Origin of the sequence: Curtobacterium sp. HSID17257, from assembly GCF_003989515.1 — a bacterium.
GTDB lineage: Bacteria > Actinomycetota > Actinomycetes > Actinomycetales > Microbacteriaceae > Curtobacterium.
Genome location: NZ_RBLU01000009.1, coordinates 1 through 18554, shown reverse-complemented (window position 1 = coordinate 18554; position 18554 = coordinate 1). Strand labels below are relative to the sequence as shown.

14 protein-coding genes and 1 pseudogene are annotated in these 18554 nt (G+C 72.8%); 2 read left to right on the top strand and 13 right to left on the bottom strand.

The window, feature by feature from the left end:
• Positions 1-119: 119 nt before the first annotated feature.
• From D8M35_RS03160 to D8M35_RS03140, 5 genes are all read right to left on the bottom strand, one after another.
• Positions 120-1118 (bottom strand): ABC transporter permease, encoded by a 999-nt coding sequence (locus D8M35_RS03160; RefSeq protein WP_126890525.1) that lies wholly within the window; start codon positions 1116-1118, stop codon positions 120-122.
• Positions 1115-2053 (bottom strand): ABC transporter permease, encoded by a 939-nt coding sequence (locus tag D8M35_RS03155; RefSeq protein ID WP_126890524.1) that lies wholly within the window; start codon positions 2051-2053, stop codon positions 1115-1117. Before D8M35_RS03155 ends, D8M35_RS03160 begins: the two co-directional genes overlap by 4 nt.
• Complete coding sequence (locus D8M35_RS03150) at positions 2050-3753, bottom strand: ABC transporter ATP-binding protein (RefSeq protein WP_126890523.1); 1704 nt, start codon at positions 3751-3753, stop codon at positions 2050-2052. The genes D8M35_RS03155 and D8M35_RS03150 overlap by 4 nt, the downstream gene beginning before the upstream one ends.
• Entirely contained in the window at positions 3750-5417 is a 1668-nt protein-coding gene (locus tag D8M35_RS03145) for an ABC transporter substrate-binding protein (RefSeq protein WP_126890522.1), read from the bottom strand. Before D8M35_RS03145 ends, D8M35_RS03150 begins: the two co-directional genes overlap by 4 nt.
• A 357-nt stretch (positions 5418-5774) precedes the next feature.
• Positions 5775-7055: an MFS transporter gene (locus D8M35_RS03140; RefSeq protein ID WP_161972585.1), complete on the bottom strand. Its 1281-nt coding sequence runs from the start codon at positions 7053-7055 to the stop codon at positions 5775-5777.
• A 56-nt stretch (positions 7056-7111) separates the two neighbouring features.
• Here D8M35_RS03140 and D8M35_RS03135 point away from each other — a divergent pair, with 56 nt between their 5' ends.
• Positions 7112-8068: a DUF5937 family protein gene (locus tag D8M35_RS03135; RefSeq protein WP_126890520.1), complete on the top strand. Its 957-nt coding sequence runs from the start codon at positions 7112-7114 to the stop codon at positions 8066-8068.
• 18 nt (positions 8069-8086) lie between these two features.
• Here D8M35_RS03135 and D8M35_RS03130 read toward each other — a convergent pair whose 3' ends face one another.
• The 8 genes and pseudogenes from D8M35_RS03130 to D8M35_RS03100 all read right to left on the bottom strand — a co-directional run bounded on the left by D8M35_RS03130 (position 8087) and on the right by D8M35_RS03100 (position 16554).
• Complete coding sequence (locus tag D8M35_RS03130; protein WP_126890519.1) at positions 8087-8974, bottom strand: hypothetical protein; 888 nt, start codon at positions 8972-8974, stop codon at positions 8087-8089.
• Between the two features lie 91 nt (positions 8975-9065).
• A complete protein-coding gene (locus D8M35_RS16985) occupies positions 9066-9269 on the bottom strand; it encodes a hypothetical protein (RefSeq protein WP_238638074.1) in 204 nt (67 codons plus the stop codon).
• 183 nt (positions 9270-9452) lie between these two features.
• Positions 9453-9530: pseudogene (locus D8M35_RS16980) on the bottom strand (DUF2510 domain-containing protein); the annotation flags it as partial.
• A 506-nt stretch (positions 9531-10036) separates the two neighbouring features.
• A complete protein-coding gene (locus D8M35_RS03120; RefSeq protein ID WP_126890517.1) occupies positions 10037-11296 on the bottom strand; it encodes a D-arabinono-1,4-lactone oxidase in 1260 nt (419 codons plus the stop codon).
• Positions 11297-11306: 10 nt separating this feature from the next.
• Entirely contained in the window at positions 11307-12833 is a 1527-nt protein-coding gene (araA, locus tag D8M35_RS03115) for an L-arabinose isomerase (RefSeq protein WP_126890516.1), read from the bottom strand.
• Positions 12830-13540, bottom strand: coding sequence for an L-ribulose-5-phosphate 4-epimerase (locus D8M35_RS03110; RefSeq protein ID WP_126890515.1), 711 nt, complete (start codon positions 13538-13540; stop codon positions 12830-12832). Before D8M35_RS03110 ends, araA begins: the two co-directional genes overlap by 4 nt.
• Complete coding sequence (locus tag D8M35_RS03105; protein ID WP_126890514.1) at positions 13537-15279, bottom strand: xylulokinase; 1743 nt, start codon at positions 15277-15279, stop codon at positions 13537-13539. Before D8M35_RS03105 ends, D8M35_RS03110 begins: the two co-directional genes overlap by 4 nt.
• A gap of 270 nt (positions 15280-15549) precedes the next feature.
• Complete coding sequence (locus D8M35_RS03100; RefSeq protein ID WP_126890513.1) at positions 15550-16554, bottom strand: LacI family DNA-binding transcriptional regulator; 1005 nt, start codon at positions 16552-16554, stop codon at positions 15550-15552.
• A gap of 139 nt (positions 16555-16693) precedes the next feature.
• On the opposite strand from D8M35_RS03100, the gene D8M35_RS03095 reads away from it, so the two are divergent.
• Positions 16694-18554 (top strand): glycoside hydrolase family 127 protein (locus D8M35_RS03095; RefSeq protein ID WP_126890512.1); only part of this gene is annotated, 1861 nt, incomplete at its 3' end.

The following is an 18554-nucleotide window of genomic DNA, read 5'->3' as shown; positions in this document are numbered from 1 at the left end:
CCGGCGGGGCCCCTTCCGCAGAACGCGACGTCGGCGACTCCTCGCAGCGCTGTACCGCTGCGAGCGGTCGCCGACGTTGCGCGTTGCGGTCCCGGACTGCCGGCTGAGCGGGCCTCGCCCTAGGCGCGGCGGCGCACCCGTGGGTCGACGAACGCGTAGACGACGTCCACGATCACGTTCGCGGTGACGATGAGCAGCGCCGAGAACACCGTGAAGCCGACGACCACCTGCAGGTCGAGGGTGTGCACCGCGTCGATGAGCAACGCTCCGAGGCCCTGCATCGAGAACACCTTCTCGGTGATGACCGCACCGCCGAGCAGCGACCCGAGGTCGAGCCCGAACAGCGTCACCACGGGCAGGATCGCCGTCCGGAGTCCGTGCCGCACGACGACCTGGCGCTCCCGCAGGCCCTTCGCGCGGGCGGTCCGGACGAAGTCCTGCGACATCGACTCGAGCATCTCGCCGCGGGTCAGCCGGGCGTAGATGGCGGCGCTGATGAACGCGAGCACGCACCACGGCAGCACCAGGTGCGTCACCCAGCCGACCGGGTCCTCGACGAACGGCACGTAGCCGCTCGTGGGCAGCCACCCGAGGGTGAACCCGAACAGCAGGATCGCGAGCAGCCCGATCAGGTACGCGGGCGAGGACACCCCGGCGACGGCGACCGTCATGACCGCGCGGTCGGCGATCGTCCCCCGCTTGAGCGCGGACACCGTGCCGCCTGCGACACCGGCGACGAGCCACAGCACGGCGGCCCCGACGGCGATCGACGCGGTCACGGGCAGGCGCGACGCGATGAGGTTCGTGACGCTGTCGTGCAGCTGGAACGAGTACCCGAAGCACGGCGCCGCGCACGTGATCGTGGACGCGCCGGAACCGAACGTGCGACCCGCGAAGATGCCGGCGAGGTACGCCCCGAACTGCGCGAACCACGGCTTGTCGGTGCCGAGGAACGCCTGCACGTCAGCGAGCCGCTCGGGCGTGCACGGCTTGTCGCAGATCGCCCGGGCCGGGTTCGTCGGCAGCAGCATGAACAGCGCGTAGGTGATCGCCGCGACGACGAACAGCACGACGACCGCACCGAGGATCCGGACGGCCAGGAAGCGGAAGGTGTTCATCGGTCGCCCCCTCGCGGGTCGAGGGCGTCGCGCAGGGCGTCACCGAGCACGTTGAAGGCCAGGGTGATGAGGAACAGTGCGGCTCCGGGGAAGACGAGGTACATCGGGTCGGTCTGCACCCAGCCGATCGCGTCGCCGATGCTGCGGCCCCACGACGGCGTCGGCGGGTTGACGCCGACGGCCAGGAAGGACAGCGCGGCCTCGGCGCCGATCATCGACGGGATCGAGATGGTCGCGTAGACGGTGATCGTCGCGGCGAGGTTCGGCAGGAGCTGCTTGCGGATGACGTGCCAGCGCCCCGCACCCATCGCGGTCGACGCGACGACGTAGTTCCGGCTCACGAGCGAGAGCGTCTGCCCGCGCACGACGCGGGCGACGGAAGGCCAGCCGAAGAACCCGATGACGAGCACGACGAGCAGCGGCTTCGGGAACGAGGTCGGTACGACCGCGGTGAGCGCGATCATGAAGACCAGGGACGGGAAGCCGAAGATCACGTCGACCACGCGCGACAGCACCCGGTCGTACCAGCCGCCGAGGAACCCCGTGGTGACACCGACGAGCACCCCGATCACGATCGACATCGCGGTCGCGGCGAGCCCGATGCCCAGCGAGGTCCGCGCGCCGTACGTCACGATGGCGAAGAGGTCCCGCCCGGTCAGCGGCTCGACGCCGAACCAGTGCTCGCCGCTCACACCGCCGGCAGCGCCGCGGGGCGCCCCGAAGTCGTTCAGCGCGTCGACGTTGTAGCTGTACGGGTTCTGCCCCGTCACGGCTGCGATGAGCGGTGCGGCGATCGCCACGACGACGAACACCGCGATGACGACCGCGGCGGCCACGGCCCAGCGGTCCTGACGGACCCGGCGCACGACGGCCCGGAACCCGGTGGTCCGACCGGCCGACGCGGAGACGGGCCGGTCGACGACGTTCGCGGTCACGAGACCACTCCTTCCCAGGCCCGCCAGGCCTCGCGGCGGGCGGCCTGGCGCTCGGGGTCGGCGACCGGGGCCGCCGCGAGCAGCATGCGCGTGTAGTCCTGCTGCGGGTGGTCGAGCACGGCGGAGGTCGCGCCGCGCTCGACGATGCGGCCGTCGTGCAGCACGACGACGTCGTCGGCGAGCTGGCGCACCACCGCCAGGTCGTGGCTGATGAGCAGCATGCCGAAGCCGAACTCGTCCTGCAGGTCCGCGAGCAGGTCGAGCACGGCGGCCTGCACGGTGACGTCGAGGGCGCTGGTCGGCTCGTCGGCGATCACCAGGGCCGGTCGGAGCGCCAGTGCCCGGGCGACGGCGACGCGCTGCCGCTGGCCGCCGGACAGCTGGTGCGGGAACCGTTCGGTCCACGACGGATCGAGCTGCACCGCGGACAGGAGGTCGCGGGCGCGGTCGGCGCGCGATGCCGGTGTGCCCTCGCCGTGCACGAGCAGCGGTTCGGCGATGCTCCAGCCGATGGTCTGTCGCGGGTTCAGCGACGACGCCGGGTCCTGGAAGACGATGCCCACGCGGCTGCGGAGCTCGCGCAGGCGCTTCCCGCGTGCGGTGCGCAGGTCGTTCCCGTCGACCTCGACCGAGCCGTCCACGACGGGGACGAGTCCGGCGAGCGCACGGCCGATGGTCGACTTGCCGGACCCCGACTCCCCCACCAGGCCGAGCGTCCACCCGGCCGTGAGCTCGAGGTCGATCCCGCGCACGGTGGGTTCACCGCGGCGTGCGTAACGCACGGCGACGTCACGCAGGCGCGCGACCACGTGCTCGGCTGCCGACGCGAGACTCGCGCTGGGCGACGTTCCTCGCGCCGCGGAGCCCGAGGACGGTCGCTGGGCCCGAGACTCGACCTCGTCGCCGGACGCGGGTCGTGCCTCCAGGGCGGGGACCGCGGCGAGCAACTCGCGCGTGTAGTCGGCCGTCGGGTGCGCGAAGACGTCGGCGACCGTGCCGTGCTCGACGGGGTCGCCGCGGCGCATCACCAGGACCTCGTCGGCGACGTCGGCCACCACACCCATGTCGTGGGTGATGAGCAGGACGGCGAGGTCGCGCTCGCGACCGAGCCGACGCAGCAGGTCGAGGATCCCGGCCTGCACGGTGACGTCCAGCGCGGTCGTCGGCTCGTCGGCGAACAGCGCGACGGGGTCGCCCGCGAGCGCCATCGCGATCATCGCCCGCTGGAGCTGCCCGCCGGACAGCTCGTGCGGGTACGCCTTCCGGATCCGGGTGGGGTCCGGGAGCCCGGCGGCGCGGAGCAGCTCGTCCACGCGGGCCGAGACGCCCGCGCGGTCGAGGTCGGTCGGGTGTGCCCGCACGGCCTCGGCGATCTGCGTGCCGATCGACAGCACCGGGGTGAACGAGTTCATCGGTTCCTGGAACACGACCCCGATGCCCGCACCCCGCACGGCACGCAGCGCCTCCGCGGAGGCGCCGATCAGCTCGGTCCCGCGGAAGCGGGCGCTGCCCGACACCCGGGCGGCGGCCGGCAGGAGTCCGAGCACGCTCATGGCACTGACCGACTTGCCGGAACCGGACTCGCCGACGAGTGCGAGCACCCGACCGGGCGTCAGGGTGAAGGAGACGTCACGGACGACGGGCTCCGCGTCGCCGAACGCGACGCGGAGCCCCTCGACCTCGAGCAGCGGTGCACTCACTGGGCGAGCGAGACCTTGAGGTAGTTCGGGTAGGCCGGGAAGTCCGCGATGCGGAAGTTCTCGACGTTCGACCCGGCCAGGAAGGACTGCTTCGCGTAGATCAGCGGGACGACGGGGGCGTCCTCCATGATGCGGCGGTCCGCCTGCGCCCACAGCTCCTGCGCATCGGACTGGTCGACGGTGCCGGTCGCCTTCGCGATGAGGGCGTCGACCTCGGGGTTGCTGTACTTCGAGACGTTGTAGCCGCCCCCACCGATCTGCGACGAGTCGTAGAGCGGCTGGATGTTGGCGTTCGCGCTCGGGAAGTCCGGCTGCCAGCTCGACAGCGACAGGTCGAAGTCGGTGCCGTTCGTGGTGGCCTGCGTGAAGGAGTCGTAGTCGAGCGGCTTGAGCGTCACGGCGATGCCGGCGCGCTTCAGACCGGCCTGCAGCGCCTGCGCCTGCGCGAGGTACGTCGGGTCGTTCTGCGTCACGAGGGTGAGCGACAGGTCCTCGGCCCCGGCCTCCTCCAGGAGCGCCTTCGCCTTGTCGACGTCGCCCGTCGCGCCGGTCTCGTACAGGTCGTAGTCCTGGCGTCCGGCGATGCCCGGCGTCACGAGGGTCGTCGCGTACTCGCCGGCGAGCGCACCACCGGCCGCGATGCGGAAGGACTTGCGGTCGACCGCGTACTGCAGCGCCTGGCGGACCTTGAGGTCCTTCAGCGCCCCACGCTGGGTGTTGATCGCCATGTAGGTGATGGGGCCGGCCTTGCTCGTCGCGAGGCGGTCCTGTGCAGCGGGGTTGGCGCGCACCTGGTTGAGCTCGGCGGCACCGAGGAACTGCGCGCCGAAGGCGTTCTTCGCGTCACCGTTGTCGGCGATCAGGCTCTGCGTCGTGGTCGAGGCGTCCTGGCTCTCCTTGAACACGATCTTCGACGGACCGGCGGTGCGGATCGCGTCGGTCTTCGCGCTCCACTCCTTGTTGCGGACGAGCGTGACCTGCGAGCCCTGCGTGTTCGACTCGATCTGGTACGGACCGCTCGACACGGGCTTCGCGTCGTAGGCGCCGGTGTCCTTGCCCGCGCCCTCGGGCACGGGTGCGAACGCCGGCATCGAGGCGAGCCACGGCCAGTCGCCGTACGGGGCGTCGAGCTTGAAGACGATGGTCTTGTCGTCCGGGGTCTCGATGCTGTCGAGCGTCTTCCCCTCGAAGGGGCCCTGGTAGTCCGAGCCGCCGACCAGCAGGGACTTGTGGTAGCTCAGGCCACCGGTGAGGTTCGGGGCGAACGACCGCTCGATGCCCCACTTGACGTCCTTCGTGGTGATCGGCGTGCCGTCCTGGAACTTCAGGCCGCCCTTCAGCGTGTACGTCCAAGTCTTGCCGCCGTCGCTCGACTCACCCGTGGTGGTCGCGAGGTCCGGCACCACCTTCGCGGTCTTGCCGGGCTGGACGTCCCACGTGGTCAGGCGGCGGGCGACCAGGCCCATCGAGGTGATGCCGAGGCTCTGGCTCGTCGCCGGGTCCCAGTGCAGCGCGGTCTGCGCCGTCAGGATGTCGAGCGTGCCGCCCTTGCTCGTGCCGGTGGACGCGTCGTCCGACGCGCCGCCACCCGAGCAGCCGGTCAGCACGAGGGCTGCGGCGGCGGCGACGGCCGCGGTGATCGTCAAGCGCTTGGGGCGGTGCATGGTGTGCTGCTCCTCGTGGGGTGGGGGTGTCGGGCGCGGACGACCGGGTGGCCCGGTCGGCTGCGGCCCTCGTCGTCGTGGTGGACGGGGCGTCCGGCCCGGTTCGGGTGGCCGGGCGGTCCATGGTCGCACCGGTCGGTGCGCGGATCCGAACGCCCGCGGGGTCCGGACGACATGCAACGCAACATTGCATGACGCAACGTCCCAACGTCTGCGCCCCGAGCGTATTCCCGGGGCGCGCGGGTCGTCCGGATCGCGCCCGGCGCCGGGCCAGGTCGGACCGGCCGGGAGGCACGGTGCGGCCCCGTCAGGCCGCAATCATCGTGCGCGCGGCCCGTCCGGACGACCGCTGCCCCGTCACGCCGCGACCGTCGTGCGCGCGGCCCGCCCGGCGATCGCACCGACGCCGAGCGCCGCGCCGAGGAACACGACGGCGAGGATCCCCCACCCGACCGTCCCGAGGTCGACGGCGGTCAGGGTCACCACGGTCGGGGCGATCATCGCCGCCACCGCGTACCCGGTGCCGTAGATGCCCTGGTAGGCGCCGACGCGGTCCGCCGGTGCGAGCTCGAAGCTCAGCGCCCACCCGGCGGCGCTCGACGTGATCTCCGCGAGCGAGTGGGCGACCGCCGCGAGGACGAGCACGGCGGTCGCGATCGCCGCCGGCACCCAGTCGTCCCCGCGTACCCATCCGGCAGCCGCCCACAGCCCGCACGCCACCGCCATGACCCACCCCGCGTGCCGCATGACCCGCGCCGCACCCGCGACGGTGTCGGTCCCGCGGCTCAGCCGGACCTGCAGCAGCACGACGATCACGGTGTTCACGAGCAGCAGGGGGGAGACGAGCACGTCCGGCGCGACGGTGTGCTGCACGACCCAGATCGGCACGCCGACCTCGAACAGGCCGAACTGCATGCCGAACAGTCCGGTCAGGGCGGTGACCGCGAGGAACCGGACGTCACGGTAGGGGCTGCGGCCGGCGGGCTCCTGCCGAACGATCGTGCCGGTGTCGGTCCGGTCGGCCGGTGCCGCGTCGACCCGCACCGCGGGGAGACCGGCGACGAGGACCGCCGACGCCAGGAACAGGGCGCCCGAGAGGACCATCGTCACGCGGTAGGCCTCGCCGGTGCCGATCGCGAGCGGGACCGCGGCCAGTGCGGTGCCCACGCCGATGCCGACGTTCGTGACCGTGCGCATGGTCGCCCGGACGCGGACGCGCTCGGCACCGGGGAACGCCCGTCCGACCGCGGCACCCCGGACGGAGCCGCCGCCCTGCTGCGCGAGCGTCACGACGGACGCCGTCGCGATCAGGGTCGGCAGGTCGTGGACGAGCACGTAGCTGACGAGCGCGAGACCCTGCACGAGGTGCAGCCAGACGAGCATCCGTCGCGCGCTGAAGCGGTCCGCGAGGTGCCCGAAGACCAGCGACGAGGCCACACCGACCGCTCCGGCGACGGTGAGCCCGAGACCGACCGCGACCGCCGGGATCCCGACGATCGTGATGAGGTACAGCGACGTGAGCGTGAAGAAGGCGCCGCGACCGAGGGTGTCCACCAGCGTGACCGTGAGCAGGCGTCGGAGGGTCGGGTCCTGCCGGACGAGGGTGCGGATCGGGACCGGTTGCGCCGTGGTGCTCACGCTCCAGTTCTCGCACCGTCGCGGTGCTCCGCCGAACAGATGTAGCGTCGGGCTTCATGATCCGGTACCGCCTCGACCCGTCGGACGTCTCGGCGGTGCGGTTCGGCATCTCGCCGCTGTCGGAGCTGGGCCTCGGGCTGCGTGCCTTCCGAGCGCCGGAGCGGTACCCGCTGCAGCGCCCGTGGCTCGAGCGCATCGCCGGCGTGCTCCCCGTCCTCGACCGCCCCGTCCTCGCCGGTCTGGTCGACGAGCGCCGGTGGGTCGCGGACTTCGTCAACCCCCGACCGGACTCGCCCCTCGGGTCGATCGACGACGAGCTCCGAGCCCTCGGCCGGATCTCCCCCGCACGGCTCCGCACCGACCTCGAGCGGGTGCACGGCTCCGTGCCGGACGTGTTCGTCGGACGGCACGAGGACGTCGTCGACCGGCTCGTGCGCGCGCTCGCGACGACGTGGGAGCTCTGCTTCGCACCGTACTGGCCACGGATGCGCCGCGTGCTGCAGGCCGACGTCACGCACCGCGGACGGATCGCCGCGCACGAGGGTGTCGGCGCGGCGCTCGGCGGCCTGTCCGAGTCGGTGCGGTTCGACGGTCGGCACGTCGACGTCCGTCTGAACAGCCCGATCGCCCGCGACCGTCCGGTGCAGGGCGAGGGCTTGACGCTCGTCCCGTCAGTCTTCGTCGTCCGTGCGTCGACGCCGATCGACGACGACCTGCCTCCGACCGTGATGTACCCGGCCCGGGGCCAGGGAGCGATGTGGTCGACCGCGTCGCACCCCGACGTCGGGGCCGTCCGGGACCTGCTCGGTGCCACCCGGGCGGCGCTCCTCGACGCGCTCGGCGAGCCGGCGTCGTCGACCGACCTCGCCATGCGGTTCGGCGTCTCGACCTCTGCCGTGAACCAGCACCTGCGGGTGATGGAGCGCGGAGGACTGCTGAACCGCACCCGGTACGGCCGAGCGGTCCTGTACTACCGCAGCGCGGTCGGCGACGCGCTCGTCCGCCGGGAGTGAGCGCGCCGCCGTGGCGTGTCAGCGGTCGAAGAGTCCGCCGAGGAAGTCGTTGCCCAGGTTCGACGCCTGCTCGCCCAGCCCGGAGGCCTGCTCGCCGAGCCCGGAGGCCTGCTCGCCCAGTCCGCCCAGGAACTGCTCGCCCTCGGCGGCGAAGCCCTCGACCCCGCCGCCCAGGTCCGCGAGTCCGAGGTCACCCATGCCGGAGGCGATGCCCTCGAAGTCGACGCCGAGGTCGGCCGCGCCGGCCAGGACCGGCGCGGCTGCTGCGCTGACCACCGCTCCACCGGCGACGGCCACCGCGAGACCGCCCAGGGCCATCGCACCGGCACCGACGGCCGCGCCGCCGGCGAACGCGCCGCCGCGCCCACTGCCGCCGCCCGGACGACCCGAACCACCGAGCACCCGACGGATGAGCCCGGGCCGCGACATCTCACCACGGGTCATCGCACGGGCCATGCCGCCGGACGAGTCGTCGCGCAGGTGCTCGTGCGGCGGCAGCTCGGAGTTGAGCCGGTCCCGCACCTGCTGGCGCTGCGCCGGGGTGAGCCGGGCGAAGGCGTCGTGGTGCACCTGCTCGATCTGGTCGGGGTTCGCCGTGCGGAGCAGGTAGTCGTACTTCGCGAGGGCGACCTTGTCGGGGTCTGCCTGTCCCTGGTGTCGCTGCGGCTGGCGGTACTGCTGCGGCTGTCCGTACTGCTGCTGGCCCGGCTGCTGCTGCCGTGAGCGGTCGTCGCCCGTCAGCTTGTCCGCCGCGCCGCGGACGATGTCGCGCCAGTCGGCCCCACCCCCGGTGCCGCGCGCGTTCTGCTGGTCGCCGGCGGCGGCGTTCCCCTGCGCGCGCTGCTTCTGCATCTGCTTGTCGATGACCTTCGAGGCCATGCCGAGGATCCGGTTGAGGTTCGCCATGCCCCAACCTTTGTGATCACACATGTGAGCACTCAGCGACGGAGCAGTGCGCCACCCGCCGATCAGGTCCGAGAGCGCTGTGAACGCTTGTTCAGCCGAACACCTCTGCCAGCCGGACGAAGAAGAGCGCACCACTGACGAGGCCGAGGATGACGGCGGCGAGCGAGACGCCGAAGCCAGTGACCCGCTCCCCGACCAACTGCCCAGCTCGCACGAGGCCGATCGCGCCGAAGACGATCCCGAGCAGGCTGGGGATCGCCAACAGGTTCACGATGAAGGCGATCAGGGACAGCACGAGACCGGCGTACCCGTAGGGATTCGCTGCCCGCGTGGCACGATCACGGGCGATCCTCGCCCCGCGTCCGGTCGCACGCCCGGGCATTGCGATCCCTCGGTACTCGGATGGAGCGGGTGGGCGCGGCGAGGCCTCCACGAACCTCCCGAACGAGGGCACCACTGGCTGTGGAGCGGGATCGCCCCACCGTTGGCCGTCCCACCAACGAAGCCGGGCCTGGTCTTGCGGGTCCGGGTACCAGCCCGCAAGGGGGAGAGTCACAGGTCATCTCTCTGAGGCATGCTCGGAGCGTAACCAGATCGGTCACGCTCGGGGCAGCCCCTGTTCGGGACCGATCACTAGTACATCACCGGACGGTTCGGTAGGGTGTCCTCGCCCGCGCACCCGCCGGAGCGCGGCCAGGTGAACGTGCGAGGCCCGGATCTGCTGGAACAGATCCGGGCCTCAGTTCGCCTTCCGAGTGGAAAGCCAGGGATGCAAACCCATCCCCGAGCTCAGCGCTCGGACCGATGGTAGCCGAGCCCGCTCGGCTTCGCATCCCTGGCTCGAAGCTCTTCGTGTCCGCCGGCGACGACACCAGGAGGTCCTCGATGTCGCGAGACGACGACGGCCGGAACAGGCGTCACGCGCTCTGGCTGGGGATCGCGAGCTTGCTCGTGAACACCACCAGGCTGCTGGTCGACCTGCTCCGCAAGGGCTGAGGATGCGGGTGCCCCTCGCCGCCACCAGCGGCGAGGGGCACCCCGTCGGTCAGGACAGCAGGCGCGTCAGGACAGCAGGCGCGCCAGGAACGCGTTGCGGAACCGCCCGGTCGGGTCGAGGTCCCGCGCCAGCGCCGAGAAGTCGTCCAGCCGCGGGTACGCCTCGTGCAGGCGCTCGACGCTCGCGGCCGAGACCTTGCCCCAGTGCGGCCGGGGGTCGAACGGCGCGAGGAGCTCCTCGATCCGCTCGACCGTCTCCGCGACGGCGGCGGCATCCCGTCGGAACGTGAAGTGCAGGCCGACCGACTGCCGTCCCGACGAGGGCGCCAGCCAGGCCGTGTCGGCAGCGACCGTGCGGACCTCGGCCGCGATGAGCAGCGGCGCGAAGAGCGGTTCGAGCGGACGCAGGGCCTCGAGCGCGGCGACGGCGTGCTCGGCGGGGATCAGGTACTCCGCCTGGATCTCGGCGCCGGTGGACGGCTCGAAGGTCGACCGGAAGTGCGGCAACCGTTCGGCCCACGGCCCGGGGACACCGCCCTGCTCGGTCACGCTCGCGGCGTCGTTCTCCCCCGGGTGCACCGGACCGTCGGCTCGGCGTGCACCGACTGCGACGAGGTCGACCGACGGTGCGGGTTCGTCCACGCGGTGCTTCGTCCACACCTGGCGGGCGCCGCGGTCGTCGAACGACGTGAACATCGACACCGAGTACGCGTCCGACATCACCGCGTCGAAGTGTGCCGTCACGGCGTCCCACGGCAAGTCGAGGTGCACGGTCGTGGCCACCTGGAACGTCGGCTCGATCGCGAGCTCGACCGCGGTGACGACGCCGAGCGCGCCGAGTGCCACCCGGTGCGCGTCGAGGGCGCCGTCCGGCGACGACGCGTCGACCCCGACGACGTCGCCGGAGGCCCGGACGACCTCGAGACCGACGACCGCCTGCGCGAGCGACGGGTTACGGACGCCGGAGCCGTGCGTGCCGGTGGCGACCGCGCCGGCGACCGAGATGTGCGGCAGGGAGGCGAGGTTCGCGAGGGCCCAGCCACGAGCCTCCAGGCCGGCCGCCACCTGCGCGTGCGTCATGCCGGCCGCGACCCGCACCACGCGCCGGTCGGCGTCGATCTCGAGCACCGGAGGCAGGCCGGCGAGCGTGACCTGCACGGCGTCGGTGTCGGCGATCTCGTTGAACGAGTGCGTCGAGCCGAGCGCCGTCAGGCGCGGCGTGGCCGCGACGAGCTGCTGCAGGGCCGCCACCGAGGTGGGGCGTTCCAGCGCGGAGGCATGGTAGGTGACGTTCCCCGCCCAGTTGGTGCGTGTCGTCGCGGCCACGGTCACGGCCCTAGAACCCGCGGTCCAGACGGTGCCACGCCTGCTGCAGGCGGAGCTCGTCCTTGAACGCGCGGGCCGTGGTGTGCTCGTCGATGACGAGGAACTCGGTGCCGACCATGGTCGCGAGGTCCTCGACGACCTGCAGGCCGACGGCGGTCGTCATCACGGTGTGGTGCGCGGCGCCGGCGGTGAGCCAGGCCTCCGCGGCGACCGGGAAGGACGGGCGCGGCTCCCAGACGGCGCGGCCGACGGGGAGCTTCGGCAGCGCCTCGGTCGGGGGCACCACGTCGACGACGTTCGCGGTGAGGCGGAAGCCGTCACGGGTGTCCGACAGGGCGACGACGACCGCCTCGCCGGCGTCCGCGGTGAAGACCAGGCGGACCGGGTCGTCCTTGCCGCCGATGCCGAGCGGGTGGATCTCGAGCGTCGGCTTCGTCGTGGTGAGCGTCGGCGAGACCTCGAGCATGTGGGCGCCGAGGATCTTCTCCGCACCCGGGGTGAGGTCGTACGTGTAGTCCTCCATCAGCGAGGCACCACCCGGGAGGCCCGCGCCCGCGACGTTCATCGCACGGACGAGCACGGCGGTCTTCCAGTCGCCCTCGGCGCCGAACCCGTAGCCGTCGGCCATGAGCCGCTGCACCGCCAGGCCGGGCAGCTGCTTGAGCGTGCCGAGGTCCTCGAAGTTCGTGGTGAACGCCGCGGAGCCGTTCTGCTCCAGGAGTGCACGGAGGCCGAGCTCGATCGCGGCGCCGTCGCGGAGCGCCTGGTGACGGTCACCGCCGTCACGCCGCAGCGATGCGTCGACGTCGTAGTCGCGCTCGTAGACGGCGACGAGCTCGTCGACCGCTGCCGTGTCCGCTTCGGCCTCGGCCACCGCTGCGGCCAGCTCGTTGACCGCCCAGGTGTTCACCTGCACGCCGAGCTCGATCTCGGCCTCGGTCTTGTCGCCCTCGGTGACGGCGACGTAGCGCATGTTGTCGCCGAAGCGCGTGAGCTTGAGCTCACGGACGGCGGCGGCACCGGCCGCCGCGCGCGTCCAGTTCTCCACTCGCGAGACCACGCGCGGGTCGGACACGTGCCCGACCGCTGTCGCGTGCCGGACGCCGAGACGGGCGAGGGCGTAGCCGAACTCGCGGTCGCCGTGCGCGGCCTGGTTGAGGTTCATGAAGTCGAAGTCGATGTCGCCCCACGGCAGCGCGACGTTCGCCTGCGTGTGCAGGTGCAGCAGCGGCTTCGTGAGCGCCTGCAGGCCGCCGATCCACATCTTCGCCGGGCTGAACGTGTGCATCCAGGTCGTCACACCGATGACCTTGTCGTCGGCGCTGGCCTCGATCAGCGCGCGGCGGATGCCGTCGGCGTCCTTGAGGACCGGCTTCCACACGAGCTTCACCGGCACGTGCGGCGCCAGCTCGGCGTGCACGGCGCGGCTCTGCTCCTCGACCTGGCGCAGGGTCTCCTCGCCGTACAGGCCCTGCGACCCGGTGAGGAACCAGACCTCGTAGCTGTCGAGGGTGGCCTGGGGGTTCACCTGCGTCATCGCATGGCTCCTTCGGGGTTCTGTCCGTAGACGTTCTGGTAGCGATCGAAGAGTCGATCGATGTCGTCGGGGGCGATGGGCACGAGCTCGCCGCCCTGCTTCGCGATGTGCACGGTGCGGGCGACGTCCTCGCACATCACCGCGGCCTTCACGGCGTCCTTCGCGTCCTTGCCGATCGTGAAGACCCCGTGGTTCTGCATGAGCACGGCGCGGCTCCGGTGGCCCGCGAGGGTGTCGACGATGCCGCGGCCGATCGAGTCGTCGCCGATGATCGCGAACGGGCCGACCGGGATCGGTCCGCCGAACTCGTCGGCCATCGCCGTGATCACGCACGGGATCTCCTCGGCGCGCGCCGCCCACGCGGTCGCGTACGTCGAGTGGGTGTGCACGACGCCGCCGACCTCGGGCATGTTCCGGTAGACGAAGGCGTGCGCTGCGGTGTCGGACGACGGGCCGTGCGCGTTGCCCCACCCGTCGGCGAGGACGCCGTCGAGGGTGCAGACCACCTGGTTCTCGGGGGTCAGGTCGTCGCTGGCGACCCCGCTCGGCTTGATGACGAACAGGTCGGTGCCGGGGACGCGCTGCGACACGTTGCCGCCCGTCCAGATCACCAGGCCGTAGCGGACGAGCTCACCGTGCAGGGCGGCGACGCGCTCGCGCGCGGCGGCGACGGCCTGCCTCGTCTCGTCGGTGGGCGCTTCGGTCATCGGGTCGGCTCCTGTTCGGTCTGGAGGCGCGCCTCGACCACGTCGATCGGCTCGCCCTGGTCGGTCGGTGCGGGCTGCCCCGCCGGCTCGCCCTGATCGGTCGTCGGGCTGGTGCGGGTCGCCGCGGCTGCCACGTCCTGCACGGGGAGGGCCGCGCGGTACCGGGCCAGGTAGTCCTGGAAGCCCCGGGCGTCGCGCTCCTCGGGCTCGGCGACGTGCACCGCGTCGCCGCGGAACACCGTGTCGGCGAGGAAGTCCTCGAGCGGCCGGTCGGTGTGCTCCAGGTACGCCGCGAGCACGGCGATGCCCCAGGCGCCGCCCTCGCCCGCGGTCTCCTCGAGGGCGACCGGCACGCGGAGCGCCGCGGCGAGCAGGCGCTGCGGGGCACCCGGCGTGCGGAAGAGTCCGCCGTGCGCGGTCATCCGGTCGACGGCGACGTGTTCGCCGTGCAGGACCTCCATGCCGATCGCGAGGGTGGCGAAGGCGCCGTGGACCTCGGAGCGGACCAGGTTGCCCAGGGTGAACCGGGCGTCGGGGGTGCGGAGGAGCAGCGGACGGCCGTCCTCGACGCCCGTGACGGGTTCGCCCGCCAGGTAGTTGAAGGAGAGCAGCCCGCCGGCGTCGGGGTCGGCGTCGGCGGCCTCGGCCAGCAGGGTCGCGTAGACGTCGTCGACCGCGACCGACGGGCTGCCGGTCCGCTCGCTCGTGGCGTCGGCGAAGCGACCGAACACGCGTGCCCAGGCGGCGATCTCGCTCGCGCCGTTGTTGCAGTGCACCATCGCGACGGCGTCGCCGGCCGGGGTCGTGACGACGTCGAGTTCCTCGTGCGGGGTCCGGAGCGCCCGTTCGAGCACGACCATCGCGAAGATGCTCGTGCCGACGCTGACGTTGCCGGTGCGCGGGGCGACGGCGTTCGTCGCGACCATGCCCGTGCCCGCGTCGCCCTCGGGCGGGCAGAACGGGATGCCGGGCTGCAGCGTGCCGGTCGGGTCGAGCCACGCGGCACCCTCGGGGGTGAGCACGCCGGCGTCCTCGCCCGCCACGAGCACCTCGGGCAGCAGGGCGCGGAGGTCGGGGACGTGGTCGCCGAGCAGGGTCTGCGTGGTCGCGAGCATCGCGGCGTCGTAGTCACGGCGGCCGGGCTCCCCCGGGGCGCTCTCGACCGGGCCGGACTCGATCGGCAACATGCCGCTGGCGTCGCCGACACCGAGGACGTCGCGGCCCGTGAGCATGCGGTGCACGTACCCGGCGAGAGTCGTGATGCCCGCGAGCTGCGCCACGTGCGGTTCCTCGTCGAGCACGGCCTGGTACAGGTGCGCGACCGACCAGCGTTGCGGCACGTTGAAGTCGAGCGCGGCGCTCAGGCGCTCGGCGGCGGGGCCGGTCGAGGTGTTGCGCCAGGTACGGAACGGGACGAGGAGCTCGCCGTCCTCGTCGAACGCCAGGTACCCGTGCATCATCGCGGAGACGCCCGCGGCGCGGAAGGCCGTCGGACGGACGCCGAACTGCCGCTCGACGTCGGCGACCAGGTCGGCGTAGGCCGCGCGGACCCCGGCCTCGACGGCGACCAGCGGGTAGGTCCAGCGGCCGTCGACGTACTCGTTCTCCCACTCGTGGGAGCCGCTCGCGATCGGTCGCAGCTGCTCGTCGACGAGCACGGCCTTGATCCGGGTGGAGCCGAGCTCGACACCGAGGGTCGTGCGGCCGTCCTCGACCTGTTGCCGGCGGTCGTCGCTCATGTGTCCTCCCGAGACCTCGTCGTCCTGCGTGAGCGCTCACATCCTGGCACGTGAGCGCTCACGCGTGCAACGCGACGGCGCGCCGCGGTCCCCGCCGCTCGCCGCTCCCTCCGCCACCCTCCGCCCGTACCCCGCTCGGGTCGCCCCGAGCGGGCACGATCTGTCACGCTCAGCACCCCTCGCCGACACATCTCACCCGCTCGGCGACGCGCACGCGGCACGTCCTGCCCACTCGGCGCCCCGGTCCGCCGGCCCCGGACACCCGCCGGGCTACGCGCCGAGGGTGCTCTCGCGGACGACGAGCGCCGGGGTGACGGCCGTCGACGCCGGACGCCCACCCGCCACGAGGTCGAGCAGCGCCCGCCCCGCGATGCGACCGAGCTCGTCGAGCCGCAGGTCGACGGTGGTCAACGGCGGCCTCGAGGCCAGCGCCACCACGCCCCAGTCGTCGTACCCGGTCACCGCGACGTCGCCCGGCACCGTCCGACCGGTCTCACGCAGCCGGTCGCACACGCCCCGGGCGATCTGGTCGTTCCCGCACAGCACCGCGTCCACCGCGGCCGGGCTCCGGTCGAGGAGGTCCACGGCCTGCCGCCCCCAGCGCTCGGACCACTCGCCGTGCATCGGAGCACCCACCATGCGCTCCCCGAGCACCGGAGCGGCGCCGCGTGCCCGGTCCACCGCGGACCGCGCGTCCTCGGGCCCGGTGACGACGGCGACCCGCTGCTTCCCGAGTCCGAGCAGGTGCGCGGCCGCAGCAGCAGCACCGGCGGCGTCGTCGAGGGTGACCGACACGTCGGACGGGTCGGTCGAGGGCGTCAGCGCGTAGACGACGGGGACCGGCACCGGGACGTCGATCGGCGGACGGGCGTCGGCGGACCGACCGGTGACGACGATGCCGTCGACACCCCGGGCGACGAGCGAGCGGAGGTAGTGGGCCTCGCGGACGTGGTCGTCGCGGGTGTCGCAGACGAGCACCATCATCTCGCCGGCGGACAGGGCGTCCTCGGCGCCGAGCAGCACCGGCATGGTGAACCGTCCGAACGAGTCCGTCGTGATCATGCCCACCATGAACGTGCGGCCGGACGACAGCGCCCGCGCCCGTGCGTCACCGACGAAGCCGAGCTTGTCGGCGGCGTCCTTCACGCGACGACGGGTCTCGTCGCGCAGCTGCCCGGTGTCGTTGAGTGCCTTCGAGGCGGTCCCGATCGACACCCCGGCGAGCGCTGCGACGTCGGTGATGCGGACGGACCGGTTCGGGTGATCGACGGCCACGGCAAGGTCCTTTCCGACTCGGAGGGCTGGCCCGATGCTAGCGCGGAAGGCTCTTGTGCATGCCCTGACGGTGCCGTAGCGTCAAGAACGGAAAGCGCTTTCCGAACGGACGGCCGCCAGTCAGACGCAAGGAGGCGCCATGACCACCACGACCGGCACCAGGACCGACACCCCCGCGACCGGGCGCCGCGTGCGGACCGCGACCCCGGCCCTCCCGACCGCGGCGGCGCACCTGTCGTGTCGTCCGCTCCCGGCCGGAGCCGCCCGCATCACCGGGGGCTTCTGGGCCCAGCGCCAGGACCGCAACGGTCGCGACGCCGTCCGCAGCGGGTACGAGCGCCTCCGCGACGCCGGGAACTTCCGGAACCTCCGGATCGCCGCCGGCGACGAGCAGGGCGAGGTCGTCGGGCCGGTCTTCATGGACTCCGACGTGACGAAGTGGCTCGAGGCCGTCGCGTGGGAGTACGGCCGCGCCCCCGCCCAGGACCTGCTCGACCTGCAGCGCGAGGTCACGGCCCTGTACGCCCGGGCACAGGCCGCGGACGGCTACGTCGACTCCGTCCAGCAGGTGCGCGGGAACGGCGAGCGCTACGTCGACCTGAAGTGGAGCCACGAGCTCTACTGCGCCGGGCACCTGTACCAGGCCGCCGTCGCGCAGCACCGTGCGACGGGCGACACCGCGCTGCTCGACGTCGCGACGAAGAACGCCGACCACCTCGTCGCCACGTTCGGGCCCGGCGACGACCACACCCAGGACGTCGACGGGCACCCGGTCGTCGAGACGGGCCTCGTCGAGCTGTACCGCGAGACCGGGGACCGCGCCTACCTCGACCTGGCGCACTGGTTCGTCGACGCCCGGGGGCACGGCATCATCGAGCGCGCCGGCGGCGAGCCGACGTACTTCTCCGACCGGGTCCCGGTCCGCGAGGCCACCACCGTCGAGGGCCACGCGGTCCGCGCCGTGTACCTGGCCGCGGGTGCCGTGGACGTCGCGATCGAGACCGGTGACGCCGAGCTCCTGGCGGCGAGCGAGCGGCAGTTCGCGGACATGCAGGCGACCAAGGCGTTCATCACCGGCGGCCTCGGCGCCCGCTGGGACTGGGAGGCGTTCGGCGACCCGTACGAGCTCCCGACGGACCGCGGCTACGCCGAGACCTGCGCGGCGATCGGCGGCGTCCAGTGGGCGTGGCGCCTGCTGCTCGCGACCGGGAAGCCGGTCTACGCCGACGCGATCGAGCGCCTGCTCTACAACGCGTTCCTGCCCGGGGTCAGCCTGGCGGGCACGGAGTACTTCTACGTCAACCCGCTGCAGCACCGCGACGGCGCCCACCGGGACGAGAACCGCTCCCCCGCCCACGGCCGCCGCGGCTGGTTCGACTGCGCCTGCTGCCCGCCGAACATCATGCGCACGTTCGCGAGCCTCGACGGCTACCTGGCGACCGCGACCGACGGGGGCCTGCAGGTCCACCAGTACGCGGACGCCGACCTCGGTCCCGTGCGGGTCGCGACCGGGTACCCGCACGACGGCCGCGTGGTGGTGACGGTCACCGAGGGCGGCCCCCTGGCACTCGGGCTGCGCATCCCCGCGTGGTCGGACACCACCACCGTGACGACCCCCGACGGCACCGCCTCGCCGGAGCCCGGCACCCTGCACGTGGTCGAGCGCGACTGGTCGGTCGGCGAGACCGTCGAGCTCGCCTTCGACACGACACCGCACCGGTACGTCGCAGACTCCCGCATCGACGCGGCGCGCGGTCAGCTCGCGATCGAGCGCGGCCCGCTCGTGTACGCCGTCGAGCAGGCCGGCCAGCAGGGCTTCACGGTCGACGACCTGACGGTCGACGCCACGGCGCCGATCACCGAGGAGCGCCGCGTCGACCTGCTCGACGGGGTCGTCACGCTGCGCGTGCCCGGGTACGCACCGGGGCGGCACGAGCAGGCGGCGTGGCCGTACCGACGGATCGACCGGCCGGGAGGCGCGACCCACCCCGCCGACGCGG